11 protein-coding genes, 1 tRNA gene and 1 pseudogene are annotated in these 15,239 nt (G+C 49.6%); 5 read left to right on the forward strand and 8 right to left on the reverse strand.

Annotation, left to right across the window (positions count from 1 at the left end):
* The first annotated feature begins 220 nt into the window (after nt 1-220).
* From AK963_RS17440 to AK963_RS17450, 3 genes are all read left to right on the forward strand, one after another.
* Nucleotides 221-1,921, forward strand: a complete 1,701-nt coding sequence (locus AK963_RS17440) for an alkyl/aryl-sulfatase (protein WP_238593767.1) — start codon at nt 221-223, stop codon at nt 1,919-1,921.
* Nucleotides 1,922-1,992: 71 nt separating this feature from the next.
* Entirely contained in the window at nt 1,993-2,778 is a 786-nt protein-coding gene (locus AK963_RS17445; protein WP_083232733.1) for a hypothetical protein, read from the forward strand.
* A 301-nt stretch (nt 2,779-3,079) separates the two neighbouring features.
* Nucleotides 3,080-3,156, forward strand: a tRNA-Arg gene (locus tag AK963_RS17450).
* A gap of 171 nt (nt 3,157-3,327) precedes the next feature.
* On the opposite strand, the gene AK963_RS17455 is transcribed toward AK963_RS17450, so the two are convergent.
* From AK963_RS17455 to AK963_RS17465, 3 genes are all read right to left on the reverse strand, one after another.
* Nucleotides 3,328-5,157 carry an ABC transporter ATP-binding protein gene (locus AK963_RS17455; RefSeq protein ID WP_066016725.1) on the reverse strand — a complete coding sequence of 610 codons (1,830 nt, stop codon included), beginning with the start codon at nt 5,155-5,157 and terminating at the stop codon, nt 3,328-3,330.
* An 11-nt stretch (nt 5,158-5,168) separates the two neighbouring features.
* The gene (locus AK963_RS17460) at nt 5,169-6,986 is read right to left on the reverse strand and encodes an ABC transporter ATP-binding protein (RefSeq protein ID WP_066016726.1); all 1,818 of its coding nucleotides are present in this window, start codon (nt 6,984-6,986) and stop codon (nt 5,169-5,171) included.
* Between the two features lie 371 nt (nt 6,987-7,357).
* A complete protein-coding gene (locus AK963_RS17465; RefSeq protein WP_066016733.1) occupies nt 7,358-7,684 on the reverse strand; it encodes an Mpo1-like protein in 327 nt (108 codons plus the stop codon).
* 289 nt (nt 7,685-7,973) lie between these two features.
* Here AK963_RS17465 and AK963_RS17470 point away from each other — a divergent pair, with 289 nt between their 5' ends.
* Entirely contained in the window at nt 7,974-8,591 is a 618-nt protein-coding gene (locus tag AK963_RS17470) for a hypothetical protein (RefSeq protein WP_066016727.1), read from the forward strand.
* Between the two features lie 372 nt (nt 8,592-8,963).
* On the opposite strand, the gene AK963_RS17475 is transcribed toward AK963_RS17470, so the two are convergent.
* The 3 genes from AK963_RS17475 to AK963_RS17485 form a co-directional block, all read right to left on the reverse strand.
* A complete protein-coding gene (locus tag AK963_RS17475; RefSeq protein ID WP_066016728.1) occupies nt 8,964-10,343 on the reverse strand; it encodes a lytic polysaccharide monooxygenase in 1,380 nt (459 codons plus the stop codon).
* A gap of 344 nt (nt 10,344-10,687) precedes the next feature.
* Nucleotides 10,688-11,839, reverse strand: coding sequence for a DUF1501 domain-containing protein (locus tag AK963_RS17480; protein WP_066016729.1), 1,152 nt, complete (start codon nt 11,837-11,839; stop codon nt 10,688-10,690).
* Nucleotides 11,840-11,857: 18 nt separating this feature from the next.
* The gene (locus AK963_RS17485) at nt 11,858-13,252 is read right to left on the reverse strand and encodes a DUF1800 domain-containing protein (RefSeq protein WP_083232734.1); all 1,395 of its coding nucleotides are present in this window, start codon (nt 13,250-13,252) and stop codon (nt 11,858-11,860) included.
* Nucleotides 13,253-13,411: 159 nt separating this feature from the next.
* Here AK963_RS17485 and chrA point away from each other — a divergent pair, with 159 nt between their 5' ends.
* Nucleotides 13,412-14,554 (forward strand): chromate efflux transporter, encoded by a 1,143-nt coding sequence (gene chrA / locus AK963_RS17490; protein WP_066016730.1) that lies wholly within the window; start codon nt 13,412-13,414, stop codon nt 14,552-14,554.
* A gap of 183 nt (nt 14,555-14,737) precedes the next feature.
* Here the strand turns inward: chrA and AK963_RS17495 are convergent, their stop codons facing one another.
* Both AK963_RS17495 and AK963_RS35525 read right to left on the reverse strand, forming a co-directional pair.
* On the reverse strand, nt 14,738-15,055 hold the full coding sequence (locus AK963_RS17495) for an MFS transporter (RefSeq protein WP_139117483.1): 318 nt from the start codon (nt 15,053-15,055) through the stop codon (nt 14,738-14,740).
* An 8-nt stretch (nt 15,056-15,063) separates the two neighbouring features.
* Nucleotides 15,064-15,239 (reverse strand): annotated as a pseudogene (locus tag AK963_RS35525) (IS256 family transposase); the annotation flags it as partial.

The raw sequence follows: 15,239 nt of genomic DNA on the forward strand, positions 1-15,239 counted from the left end.
GAAAATCAACATCATTAAAACCTTCGGGTAGCTGTGGTCGACGAGACATCTGTTCTAGATAATGCATGGTAATGATGCCTAAGCATAGTTGGCGGCAGCTTAAGGATTTAGAAAATGCGATTGGTATGACTTTATCAGTCAGGATGAGATAGCCGACACTGTTAATCCATCACTGTATAGACAGGCTCAGGTAAATAATACGGCGGCGGGTCTCTATGAGGTGCGCGATGGCATTTACCAGGTGCGTGGTACAGATCTGTCCAATATTACCTTCATACGCGGTGAGACTGGCTGGATTGTTTACGATGTTCTGATTACCCGGCAAGCGGCAGAACTTTCCACCAGATTTTTTCTGGAGAATGTGCCCGAAGGTGGTAACCTGCCCATTGTCGCCATGATCTATTCTCACAGCCACGCAGACCACTTCGGGGGAGCCCGTGCCATTCAGGATATGTTCCCGAATGTGAAGGTCTACGGTTCTCATAACATCACCAAGGAAGCGGTGGATGAAAATGTTCTGGCCGGTAATGCCATGTCTCGCCGGACGTCTTATCAATACGGGGCAACACTGGGTGCTCATGACCACGGTATTGTGGATGCCGGGTTGGGTAAGGGGATGTCTACCAGCTCGCCAGAGTACGGTAAAGGAGAAATCACCTATGTTGTGCCTGATTACACATTCAATGCTAAGGCCAAGTATGAGCGTTACAGCGTTGATGGTGTCGAGATGGTCTTTATGGACACCTCCGGTACTGAAGCGCCTTCCGGCATGGTGACGTATATTCCATCCATGGATGCCCTGTGGACCGGTGAGATGATGTATCACGGCATGCACAATGTTTACACCCTGCGGGGAGCCAAGGTGCGTGATGCCCTGAAATGGTCCAAAGACATCAATGAGATGATCAATGAGTGGGGCAGTGATATCGATGTGCTGTTTGGTTCTCATTCATCACCCATCTGGGGCAATGATGAGGTGGTGGATTATATGAAGCTGCAGCGGGATAACTATGGCTTTGTCCACAACCAGACGTTGCGCCTGGCGAACAATGGGGTGGTATTGCAGGATATTGGTGATGCTGTAGTTGATGTGCTGCCTGAAACACTTGAAAAGGCATGGCATACCAATGGCTATCACGGCTCATATAGCCACAACGCCAAAGCCGTATACAATATGTACCTGGGTTATTTCGATATGAACCCGGCTAACCTGAATCCACTGCCAGTGAAACAGGAAGCTGCCAAAATGGTGGACTACATGGGCGGAAGTGAGGCCGTTTTCAAGCTGGCCCAGGCGGATTATGAAAAAGGTGAGTATCGCTTTGTTGCCACGGTGATGAATAATGTTGTGCAGGCAGAGCCTGGCAATAAAGCGGCCCGTCAGTTGCTGGCAGATACCTATGAACAGCTGGGTTATCAGTCAGAAAATATGGGCTGGCGTAATACTTATCTTACCGGTGCCCAGGAATTACGTGTGGGTACGTTGCCCGGAACACCCAAGAGTGCATCACCGGATGTATTGTCTGAAATGTCCATCACCAACCTGTTGGGTTACATGGCCGTGAAGGTGGACTCAACCATTGCACAACATATGCCTTTTACCATGAATGTGGTGGTACCGGACATTGATGAAGTGCACTTTGTGGAGATGTCCAACGGTAACCTGAATAACGGTCTGGTGGATAAAGCCCGTGACGCGGATGCCACACTGTTTATCAATAAGTCCGATGTGACTCAGATCCTGCTTGGTAAAACCACGCTGGCTGAGTTGTTTGAAAGCCGTCAGGCCGGACTGGAAGGGGACGCCTCTGTAATGGATAAGCTGAAGCAGGCTTCTGTTGAGTTCGACCCTTCATTTGAAATCGTGCCCCGTCCTGCCAAAGGGCAGACCGTAGACGCCCATCTCTACAACCTGGGTTAACCGTTCACATTCTTCCTTTCAGTGGGGAGCCTGGTGCTCCCCTTTTTTTACGCTTTGTCTGAGAATACGTCATGTCTACAAAAATGCAGTGGGCTGCTTTTGTTTTGCCATTTTTTCTGCTGGGGGTATCGCTTCCACATTCCGTGAAAGCTCAGGAGTCGGATGAGGTTCAGGATATGTCGGATCCCATGGCGGTTTACACACAGGCCGGGGCGGGTCTGAGTAACGAGGGGTTAAACCTGAAAATTGGTCACGCTTATGACACCGGGAACCCTGATACCATGGCGATGAATCTGGTTGAACTGAAGGGTTTTCTGGGGGACACGCTGGGGCTGGATGGGAATGATTCCGTGAATACGTTTCGCTATCGACATTTTTCCCTGGATACAACCACCGGCCGGGGAGCCCAGATTGATATCAACTGGAACTTTAATAACGACATGGGCAGTGCATCGTACAGCTTCATCCAGGCGTTGCCTGAGATGGGTGTCGTGCAATTTTATCCACTGGCCGGTGTCGGTATTACGGTGAGGGATACCGGAAAAATAGTGGATCAGAAAGATCCGGACTTTGGCAGTGTCGGTTATGCCATTCCTTCCAGTTTTGCCGTGATCGGTACCTACACAGCGATTGAGATCAGTGAGAAGGTCTGGCTTAACTACAACCCAATGTATGTAAAAACGATCAATAACAATACCCGAATGAGCGATTTGTCCGATGGTTTTCATCATGAGCTGGCGGTTAGCTATCAGTTGAATCCGCGGCAGAATGTGCGCTGGTTTGCCAACTATAGCGATACTGAGGTGAATGTTGAGAATGACTGGGACTGGCGGCTGGAGTTTAATCACCAGTTTTAGGCCCTGTATATCCGTCGCCTTTCAAGTTGCTACTTTGTTGGCTACTCTCGCTCACTGGAGCGCCAGCCCGGTATGGTCACGTAGTATTTCTATGCTCCCATGGATTCGCTCATTTGCCGCCGCGTAGCAACTTGAAATCCATTGGGTATAAATGAAGGCTGTACATATGCCCGGCCTTCTTATATGATGCACGCCGCTGACGAGAGCTGGTTTGCCGATGTAAACCTTTCTGCCAGTGAGTTGAACGAATGTTGTTGACTCCTGCAGGAAATTGAGTATGATTCGCCCTCGTTGACGTAACGCGCTCGTAGCTCAGCTGGATAGAGTACCTGGCTACGAACCAGGCGGTCGGAGGTTCGAATCCTCCCGAGCGCGCCATATCAGAAAAGCCCATCTCGATGAGATGGGCTTTTTTTGTGCCTGTAAAACTACCGTTCAACTTCTTCCTGGCGTCTAATGAAGAGACTCATTGTTTCTGGGGAGAGGGAGTACGTAAGATAAGAGCTAAGGGACAGCACTATTCATCACTGTCCCTTTTTTGAAATGTGACTAAGCGTTGGCAGTGGCCATCGTCAGGCCAGGCTGTTGAGTGGTGCCCAGCTGCTCTTCAGTCTGCTGTGCCAGGTAAAGATCGCGATAGTGCCCTTCCTGTTGCAGCAGCTCCTCATGGGTTCCACGCTGCACAATCCGTCCTTTATCCATCACCAGAATCTGGTCGGCATCCTGAATCGTGGAAAGACGGTGAGCTACCGCAATGGTGGTCCGGTTTTCCCGCAGAGTAATCAGTGCCTCTTTAATATGATGTTCTGTTTCACCATCGATATTGGCGGTGGCTTCATCCAGCAACAGAATTTTTGGATTCTGGGCAATGGTTCTGGCAAACGACAATAGCTGCCTTTCACCGGTGGACAGTGCTTTACCTCCTGGCCCAGGCTTGTGTTCATAGCCGTCATCCAACCCCTGGATGAATGGATCAGCGTGCACTTTTCTGGCCGCTGCCTGAACGTGCTCATCAGTGATCTGGTGATGGTTCAGGCTGATATTCTCAGCCATTGTCCCACTGAAAATATAGGGTTCCTGGAACACCAGGCCTAAACCCTGGCGCAATGTGTCCTCCTTCAGGCTGGTCAACGGCTGGTTATCAATCAGAATCTGGCCTTCCTGATACTGGTAAAAGCGCATCAACAGGTTGATCACGGAGCTTTTGCCACTGCCACTGTGACCCACAATGGCGACAAACTGCCCTGGCTCTACGGTGAAGCTGACATTATCCAGCGCCCGATTTTTGGAGTCATAAGACAGTGTTACGTTATTGAATTCCAGCTTGCCGCTGTGGATCTCAGGACTATCAGTCTGGTTTTTACTCTGGCCATGTTGAGTGTCTTCTGTCTCTTCATTCAACACCTGGAACAGTCTTTCGGAGGCAACCAGGGACTGCTGCAGACTGCTCATCTGCATGGTGATCTGCCTGAAGGGTTCAAAGAAACGGCCCAGGTAATTAATAAAGGCGTAGAGTGTACCCACTTCGACCAGCGAAAAGCCTGACTGGTAACCAAACCAGCCCACCACAACCGCCAGGGCAATACCATTCAGCAGGTGAGTGAAAGGCATCAACAGCAGGCTGTCGATATTGATGTTCCTGCGCTTGAGCTGGCTCCACTCTTCATTATCTTTGTCAAACTGCTGTTGCAGGTGCGCTTCCTGCCCCATTGCCTGGATGATGCGCATGCCATTCAGGGACTCATTGACGCGGGTGTTAATGTTGGCCAGCTGGCTGCGTACTCCGTGAATCACGGGGTGACTGATTTTCTGATAGAGGTGAATCGCCAGTAGCATGACGGGAATCAGCATTGCGGTCATGAACATCAGGCGGACATCCAGCAGTGCCATGGCGATAAAGATACCCACCACCCGGAAAAAGGCCTGCAGAATTGCCGGAATCACGCCCACAAACATCTGCCGCAGAACTTCAGAATCATTGGTGATACGGGACACCAGACGACCAGTAGGCTCACTGTCGAAGTAGCTCATGGGCAGTCTCAGAACATGGGCAAACAGCATGCGTCGGATGTCATGAACCACCTTAAGCGCATTTTCCTGAAACTTCACATTCTGGATGTATTGAAGGATGGCCGAGCCCAGATAGGTGCCGAACAGGGCAGAGCCCATCATGGCCAGGCCCATCGTATCATTCACTCCAGGGGCGATGTGTTCATCCAGAATGATCTTCATCAGCCAAGGTGCCAGCATTTCCAGGCTGGTGGCCAGCAGCAGGATCAGAAAAGCACCCAGGAACTGCCATTGATAGGGTTTGGCGTAACGAACCAGCCTGGCCAGTCCACGATAGCCTGATGTTTTTTTCTCGTCGTTTGCTAACACTGCATTGTTCCTCAGGCAACATCGGGCCGTTTGATCACGGCGTCTGGCTTCACTTCCAGGGGCTTCAGCAGTGTTCTTGCCTGCTGTCGGAAGATTTTTGCATACCAGTGTTCGGTCGTATTCTCTTCAGGCTGTTCGGTGGACATCAGTCGATCATGGTTGCCCTGCTCAATAATTCGGCCACGATCCAGTACCAGAATATGGTCAGCAGTAATCAGCTCCGGTAGCCGCTGAGTGACCAGAATGATGGTTTTCTTACCTTTCATGGCCATCAGGTTTTTCAGAATACGGGCCTCGGTTTTCATATCCAGAGCACTGAAGGCATCGTCCAGCAACAGGATTTCAGCGTCAGCCAGCAGGGCCCGGGCCAGTGCCAGGCGTTGCTTCTGGCCTCCGGACAGGTTGATGCCGTTTTCACCCAGGAGGGTGTCGTAGCCATCCTTAAAGCCCGTGATCTCTTCATCGATAGCCGCCAGTTTTGCTGCTTTTTCAACCGCTTCCAGACTGGCATCCGGTGCGGAAAAGCGAATGTTGTCTGCGATGGTGCCGGAGAACAGCATGGGCTCTTGGGGCACCCAGGCCAGCTTTTCCCGCAGCGATTCCACAGTCAGCTGTTGCAGTGGAATATTCCCCATTTGGATAGAGGATCCCTCTGGCAGATCAAATTCACGCAGGATCAGTCTTAGCAGGGTACTTTTACCACTGCCGGTACGGCCGGTAATCCCGATAAAGGCACCGGCGGGTATCTCGGTGGAGATCCCCTGCAGTACCTGTTTCTCGTCAGACGCAGTGTTATAGCCAAACGACTGGATGTTTATCGAAAGGCTTGTGTCGTCTGGAGCCTGTTGGGCATCGGGGGCATTACTCACCTTTGGCTGGCGGGACAGCAGTTTTTCCAGACGTCCCCAGGACGCGCTGCCGCGCTGGAAGACATTGAACTGCCAGCCAAACTGCAGCATGGGCCCCAGCATCTGGCCCAGGTAGAGCGTGAAACTGGTTAACAGGCCGACGGTCAGCTGACCATGGCTGATCAGCCAGGCGCCACCGACGAGGGCCAGTACGAAAGAGAGACCAAAAAACAGGCTGATACTTGGGCCAAACAGGGCATCGACTCTGGCAACGCTGGTATTGGCTTCTACCGCTTCCATGGAGAGCTGTTCAAAGCGCTGGGTTTGTCGTTCCGTCAGCTGATGTGCTTTAACTGCACGAATGCCGGTAATGGACTCACGGGTTTCTTCGTTCAGATTGGAAAAGGCTGCCTGGGAGCGACCAAAGCGTGAGTACAGTGCAACTCCGTAGCGTTTGGTCACCCAGACCAGTACCGGGAACGGCAACATGGCCAGCAGGGTCAGTTGACCACTCACCAGGAACACCATGGCAAACAGAACGGTAAAGCCTGCGATCAGAGAGTCCACCAGAGTCATGATCCCAACACCAACGCTCTCCTCAACTGCATTGAGGTCATTAGTGGCATGAGCCATCAGGTCTCCAGTTGTATGGTGCTGGTAAAACTCCGGAGAGAGCTGGGTGAAATGGGCAAACAAGCGACTGCGTTGCTTACGGATCAGTTCAATGGAGGCACCGTAAAGCTTGGCTCTCCAGACGTATCGGAAACCATAGACCGCCACACCAGTGATCAGTATCCCGGCAACATAACTGGCCAGTTCCTGGTTTGTAAGGCTATTGTCTTTTATTCCATCTACCACATGACCAATCAGCCAGGGTGGCAGCAGGTTCAGGGCTGAGACAATCTGCAGACAGATAAAGGCCAGCAGGTATTGCTGCCAGTAGTCCTTCAGGATAAACCGGAGTTTCCAGAGTAGTTTCAATGAACGGCCTTTTGCGTGAAATCTGGGCGTTTAGCACTTTCATATCACTTTCTAGATCGCCTGCTTCGACTGCATGTTTAGGAAGGTATTGGCGTACTGACCACATTGGGTCTGATTCATCCAGCAATGCCGTGATGAGGTAGAAAGCGCGATGAATTTAATTTGGTTCTATTGTGCTAATTTATAACAGGCCATTGAACTGAAAATGATTCTCATCGTCAACGAAGTGATTACCGAATTTGATGTTCGGGCTACGAGAACGTGATGTGGATAGTGGAATGGTTGTTGAGAGTTACCGGTTGAAATGCCGCTTCTGACCGAAGTGAATGGCAGGTGATTAGGGATAACCTGAACCTGCCCGGAACGTTTGGTTACTCTTTGCAAAAGCGCCCAAGCAGAAAGTCTTTAAGCATGACCCAGTCGCCCAGAAAGCTGTAAAAAGGGTATTTAAACGTGGCAGGTTTGTTGTGTTCAAAAAAGAAATGACCTACCCAGGCACAGGCATAGCCGAAAACAAGGGCAAAAATGATGGATGAGTAGATTCCGGTGTACAGAGCATAACCAAGGATCACCAGAGCTCCAGAACTGCCAATATAGTGAAGAGCACGACAGACTGGGTTGCTGTGCTCTTTGAGGTAGAAGGGGTAGAACTCCGAAAAGCTGTTGAAGGCCTTCTGTTCAGAAGCTGGTTTTGCCATGTTGTCCATCGATGTCTCTCATTATTTTTATTATTTGATGGATCAATATAAAGCGAAACAGCTTCTCACGCTATTTGTTGACACCCTTTTAAAAGGAGAGCCTTGATGATCATGGCTGCTGACGTGTTGGCGCAAGCACTATTTATAGCATGCACAGGAACTAAAGGGGGGCTCAGAACTCTCTGTAATAAATGTAAAGTAGCACATTGTATTCTGGGTCTATGACGATCCGTTCCCCTATATACATAAGCTGACAGATAACGCCATTTGTCGTGAAGGACTGTTATTTATGGATCTGACACCCAGCCCGTTTTATTTAAATCTTGTTCGTGGTTCCAACGATTTAACGGAGGCAGCAAAGGTCAAGACTTCGCAGTCTGACGCTGCCTTTACCTTCTCTCGAAAGGTCAGTAAAGCAGAAGTGGAGCGATCAGGAGGTTCTCAATCACAAGCTCAAAGAACTTCTTCAGAGTGGGGGTATTTTAAAGATTTTTGTTGTCGCTCAGTTGTTGCCTGTTTTAACTGTTGCGCAGGGGTTGAAGAGGATGAAAGGGTTTTTCCTGCTATTCAATTACAACCAATTGAAAACTTCAATTATCTGAATAGTTCGAACGATGGAGAAGCATCAAGTAATCAATTTACAGACAGGGAAAAAGAAACCTTTCAACAATTACGTAAAGACAGGGAGGCAAAAAAGAAAGTGAGGGCTGATTGGGAGCCAAATGGGGCTATTGGCATTCTATTCGGTCTGGTAGATGAGAGTAGTGATAGTGATGACGATCCCTGGCCTAAAGCCAAAGGAGGCTATGTTCCAAACAGAGGTGGAGGTAAGGCCGACAAAGATGATGGCGCTGGAGTCGACACCGGCCTCGAACTCAGGTCTGATATTTCAAAATTGGTAAGGTAGTGTCTTCATAATTAATCATGAGTACAGCCATCCTGAGTTACGGCTAGTGTGCCTGGGCTGTTTAATGGTCAACACTTCTCTGCCAAATGGATCAGGACTTTATTTTCGAAATGTGTCTGAACCTGGGGCCATAGGACCGCATTGATCATGACTGCTGACGTGTTGGTGCAAGCACTATTTCACGAATACAGACACTTTGTTGAATATTCACCGGGTGCCTGTGAACCGGTAATAACAACCTTTGATAAACAATGTCCACTGATGATGTACTGTCAATTGTCGTACCACGTTGTGGAAATGATCAATTTTTCAGAAGAGTACCACCGGCAGTTACGCCGGTGGTATCAAAATAATGGGGCTTCTGCTTACAGATTATTCAGCTTGACGCCAGACTCCCCACTCACCTGTGGTTCCTGGCTCATCACCTTTTGTCCACCAGTGGGCGCGCCACTGAACGCCGTTGTGGATAACCTTATCCCCATCGTAGTAGGTCTGCTCAGCACTCCAGTTACTGTCGCCCGTTTCAGGAACTCCAGGCTCCTCCGGCTCTTCAGGTTGCAGGTCGGTCAGGCGCCATACTCCCCATTCCCCGGTGGTTCCGGGCTCATCCCCCTGCGTCCACCAGTGTGCCAGCCAGTTCTGCTCATCATGGCGAACCACATCTCCCTCAACATAAACCTTCTCTGGATTCCACTGGCCTGTGGGTAACGGTGGAGGAACAATAGTATCTCCCGGAATCAGTGACAGGGCATAAGACGCTTTTGGATCCTGTGCCCATACCTGGTTGGCATAGAGGTTCTCCCGGTCAAACATATAGTGATCCATGGCTTCGTGCCAGATGCCAATGGTAAAGCTTTTATGTTTGTCGGACACCTGAAGCGCCAATAATTCGGGCCAGCTGTCACGATTCTGATGAGTGATCAGAATACGTTCATCCAGAATTTCCTGACCATTGCTGTCAAAGCCCCGGAAACTGATGTAGTCATCCAGGTCCGGTATTGGGAATCCCTGGGGAATATAGTAGCCCAGCGCCGTCAATTCAGGGATCTCCGGATCTGGACCCGTACCGCCGCCAGAGTCTCCATCCGTGGTAAAGGTGATGTCTGAGCAGTTATAAAAACCTTCACCAGCCGGGTCATCGCGCTGCCAGCGGGTATACAGAATCGCATCACCCTTACGGTCTGCAGGCAGTGTAATGTTGATACGGTATTTTCTGTCACTGTCCACAGCGATATTGCCTGCGGTTGCTACCAACTCAAGATCATTCCAGGTGAGGGCCTGACTGTGGTCATAACCGGGCTTGGTCAGGTAAAACTCCCAGAAAGATGGATTGTGTGGAGCAGTTGCATTAAACAGCAGCTCAATCTGGTTATTTTTGTCCAGGGTGATCCGGGTTTTCTGCCACTGGCTGGATGGCACATTGAGGCCAGCTTTGGCTTCGGTACCCGCAGAGCAGAGTGTGCCATCCGGGATATGCCGTTTGACTTCTGCCATATTGCGGAAGTCTTTTACCAGCATGGCCACTTCATTGCGTTGCACAAACGGGTAAGTACCAGAGATATCAAAGGCCGCCTTACAGGCTGCATTGGGAATATCCTGACCATCAGCAGACCAGAAGCCGCCATCTTCATAACAGATGGATTGTCGGGCTTCCGGGAACTCAACCCAACCGTGGGCATTTGCCAGACCGGGCAATAAAGCGCAGGCAAAAAGGCCTGGCAGTCGAAGTTTTTTCACAACAGCATGCAGCATAAAGTGCTCTTGTAAGTAGCCATTAATAGTCGTTTATAAAAGGCGTGGTTTTTCGAGGCGATCATAACTGAGAGTAGTCATGATTATTCGATAAGTTGTACGCTTTACGAGCAGAATATCAGGAACCAAGCAGGAGTAAATGGCTCCTGCTAAGGGATGTGATGAAATGCAAAGAATAAGCAGTTGACCAAATGGAATCATATTTTCTGAGTGAGTAGCCAGTCACTCTACTGCGTTACAACTCTGGTCACATAGCTACGGCTATGCTCCCGCCGTTGTGCCTTGCATAGTAACTGTCCAATCACCCAGAATTATTCGATTCCATTTGCACAACTACTTATTATTTAAACAATCCGGGCTGGAGTGATGTCGGGGAAAATGCTCTTCAACTGGGCAGTTGAAAGTTGCCAGTGTTGTATCAAGGCGGCTGATATCCACTGACGAATATCAGACGTTGGACGTAAATCCCGCTCTTCATAGAGGTCTTTTTTAGCAAGCCCTGGCCAGTTACCCTGCACTTTGCCACCGTTAACCGCTCCGCCAGCCATAAAGAGGCAGGAGGCTGTTCCATGATCAGTACCACCGGTACCGTTCATCGCTACCGTTCGACCAAATTCGGTAGCAATCATGACAATGGTATTGTTCCAGGTTTGTTCTCCCATACTGGTTCTCATGGTCTGCAGGCCTGAGTCCAGTTCCTGAAATTGTCGTGAAAGGCGGGGCAGCTGGTTGTCATGGGTGTCCCATCCGCCCATTTCCAGCATGATGGCATCAGGGCCCTCCTGGTGACTGAGCAATGTACCAGCTGCTTCAGCCAGTGCCTTGAACTTCCGGCTGTTGCCATTCATTGAGTTGCCCACGATACCCCGGACATTCAGGGCTTCTTCCAGACGGTCATGAAGCAGGTCATCCTGTTTGTACATCTGGAAAAGGCGCTGATACAGGTCTTCCTTTGCAAAGGGTATGGTATTTGGATACCAGGTGCCTGCCAGTTGTCCTCCACGCAGGCTGACGGGGAGAGAGTGAGATACTGCCAGTCCGGTTTTTCCTGTGGCCTCCAGGGCACGGGAAAGCCAGCCATTGTCTTGATTCAGGGGAAAAAGGCCTGATTCCAGTACATCCTGACCTTCAAAGTGCGAGCGTTGCCGGTAGGGAGAAGCTACCGCAACCACGGGAACCATTTGTTTCTGCTGATACCAGCTGTGCAGTGTTGGTAGATTATTGTTCAGACCAAACCCCTGATCCATTGGCAGCATGGCTTCAAGGGCAGGTTCTGCAATAAGCCGACGATGAACTAACAGGTTACCATCAAAGGCTGGCAGAACTGCGTGCAGTGAGTCCATTGCACCGCGCAGAACGATCCATACAAGTTTGGGTGAATTGCTTTGATGGTTTGATGTTGAGCCAAATGCCAGGCTGCCGGTTACTGGAATCTGTGAGCAGACGACGCCAGCCCCAAGCCATTTGATCAAGTCGCGTCGGTTAATTTTAGTCATGCATCTCTCCTAACGAGCTTATCGCCGCATGAACTCGGGACTAAGCAATAATAGCGATAAACCCTGCTGGCGACTCTCTGCACGGCCAATGATGGTTCGGGAATCACTTGCCATCTGTTCACCCAGAGTGGTATCCATGAGTGTAAGTGGATCGACTCTTTTCTTCAGGCTTTCTACCCAGCGGTTTGTCCAGTCGATTCGGGTCAGTAATGCGTCAGAGCCATCCCAGGCACTGCTGATATCAGCATAGCCAGCGGGTGAACCTGCACCAAAGGGTTTATGCCCCATGGCAGTCAACGTATTGACCAGCATTCTGCTTTGTTGTTCCCTGTTTTTCTTTCGGGGAGAGACTCCGTCGGTTGCTCTGCAGACGGAAACCAGAAACTCACGAGGGGTTTTGAGTTTTTGTTGCTCAATCTGCCAGCTCTGTGGGTGTTGAATCAGAACCGTAATAACTTCTTTCAGGTTACCACTGGTCTTCAGCCACTGTTCCTGCATTTTATCCACAAGGTCAGCCGGTGGCTGATCGCTGATTATGTGTCTGGCCAGTTTCCAGGAAACGTATCTGGCCGTTGCAGGGTGTACTGCAAGATCACGAAGAATGGTTTCCCCCTGGCTGGCTCCGGTATCCGGGTACGTTTTCCCCAGAACGTTACGCTGTCCCGGCTGGTGAGCCCGTTCACGAAATAGAAAACCATGTCCTTCTTCTTTCTCTGGGCGGGCTACACTCCAGCCAGTAATAGCTTTTGCCAGTTCTTGAATATCTTCCAGCTGGTAGCCACCGTTCACCCCCATGGTATGGAGTTCCAGAATTTCCCGCGCCAGATTTTCATTCATGCCCCTGGTTTTTTTTGCCTTCTTTTTGAGGTAATTGGCCTGCCTGGAATCCGGTCCAATGGATTTTTCATTATCCAGATAGATCAGCATGGCTGGGTGTGTTTCCACCGCAACCAGTAGATCAGCAAAAGAACCAAAGAGGTTTGGGGCTATGGCCTCCCGCTCAAGCGTGGGAGCCAGTGGAGCCATCAGTCCGCCCTGAGCTGAAACACTGAAGTGGTTGGAGAAGAAATCCAGCAGTCGCCAGCTGAATGAGTGCTCGCTGCTGATGCTTCGGGTCAGGGTATCACTGCAGAACTGGAAGTAGGTTCTCCTCAATGGTGCCATCATGGCATTCTGGTTGCCGGGCTTCTGTCCGGATTTTTCAGCATTCTTTATGGCTCGAAACTCTGCATACTGGTTAATGACTGCCCAGCTGTCGGGCAGGCTGTTGTCCAGAGCAGGGGATATTAAGTGAGTACCCAGCCACCCTTGTGGATCTGACTGCGCTTCTTTGATTTCATGATCTCTGGCCCCCATACCAAAGCGGTTGGTGGCGATGACTGCCAGATGGTTGGTCATGTTGGTTGTGTCCATTTCTATTGCAGCGCTTTACTTCTACAGTCTAAAGGGATTGGGGGCTGGCAGGAATATCGATCATATTGATTCTGATCAATCAAAAGAATCAATATGCATAATGGACAACAGCTGTTTATCATCAGCAAATTACTTTATTAATCTTTTGGTAAGTTGCCTGTGGATAAGTTATTCACCATTTTCTGGCAGTTTTTCCTGCTGGGCTGGACCAGTTTTGGGGGCCCGGCCGCTCATATCGGGTATTTTCGAAATACGTTTGTTGAGAAGCGCAAGTGGTTAACGGACGTTGAGTATTCTCAACTGATTGCTCTCAGCCAGTTTCTGCCAGGTCCTGGGTCCAGCCAGATTGGCTTTGCCCTGGGTTACCAGAGGGCGGGATTGCTGGGCGGAATTGCTGCATTTGTCGGTTTTACATTACCTTCTTTTGCGATTCTGCTGGCAGTCGCCATGAGCAGTCAGCTGTTCCTGTCTGCTGACTGGTATCAGGGAATTATCGCCGGTTTGAAGCTACTGGCTGTCGTCGTTGTGGCAGACGCCACTCTGCAGATGTTTCGGTCTTTCTGTAAAAGTCAGTTGACCATTAGTTTGTGTGTCTTCAGTGCTGCTCTATTGCTGGTGTTTCCTGGAGTCTATGTCCAAATGGCTATTCTGGTCGCAGCCGCCCTGATCGGTTATCGCTGGTTACCGGGCAATGACGACAGCCAGGCCAGGTGCCGTTTTGTTTTCTGGCCTCTCATCCTGTTTGCCATTTTGCTGCTTGGCCTGCCTCTGCTTGCTGACTACTCACCACTGGCAAGAGTGATCAGTGACTTCTATCAGGCTGGCAGTATGGTGTTTGGCGGTGGTCATGTGGTTCTGCCATTGCTGCAGAGTACAACGGAAGGCATGATCAGTACCGATACATTCCTGACTGGCTATGCTGCAGCCCAGGCTGTGCCAGGCCCTATGTTTACCCTGGCCACGTATCTTGGATACTTCGCTTCTGAATCGACTCCGATATTGGGTGCGATTGCAGCGACGCTGGCTATTTTTCTGCCGGGTTTTCTGCTGGTGATCGGTGTGCTGCCTGCCTGGCAGGCGCTGGCTGGACGAGCCCGGATTGCTGGAGCGGTGGCCGGTATTAATGCTTCAGTAGTGGGACTTCTGCTCTCAGCGCTTTACTCACCGGTATTTACGTCTGCTGTGCATTCAGCAATGGAAATGGCGCTGGTGCTGATTGGCTGTTTCCTGCTTCGTGCCATGAAGCTTTCAGTGTTCTGGCTGGTAGTGATGTTTATTTTTATTGGAATAGCGCTTCTATAAAGTTTGATTCGTGATAAGCAGCTAGGGGGTATTATAAACGGTTAGCTAGCCAGTTAATGACGCTCCCTAAGCATAGGAATAAGAAAGATTTGATTCCATATGATAGGCTATTTATTGTAAGGTAATAGAAAAAATGAAGGGGTTAATCAAGTATTTCATATTGATAATAGAGTATTTGTTGTTTTAGATGTTTTTTTCAGTTTTATATTTAAGTGATAGCACACCACAAATAACGGTATAGCATACAATGAGAATAACCGTTAATAATTGTGAACTTTCCAATACTATTCCAATAATCCAGTTCGCAATAGCACTAATGAGACCGGTAAGGACATAAAAAATGCTAAAGTAGATAGCTTGGTTTTCTTTTTTAGATAATTCAGGAACTAAGGATAATGCTACTGGGAAACACATGAGATTTCCAAATGTCATTGTGATTGTAGTCAGTATTACTGAAAAAATGATAGGTAGAGCCTGTAAATAATTCTGTGTAAACGCCACCAAAACTATTACTCCTTGAACCGGTCAGGAAACATAATTTCAAACCGGTTCATGGCTGCTTTCCAGTTCCTGATCGGCATGGTCCATTTCTCGGAAGCTTTTTCCATGGCCAGATAGATTACCTTCATGACTGACTCATCAGTCCGAAAAATCTTCCGGTTCTTGATCGCCTTACGAATGACGC

The organism is Endozoicomonas atrinae, from assembly GCF_001647025.1.
Classification (GTDB): domain Bacteria; phylum Pseudomonadota; class Gammaproteobacteria; order Pseudomonadales; family Endozoicomonadaceae; genus Endozoicomonas; species Endozoicomonas atrinae.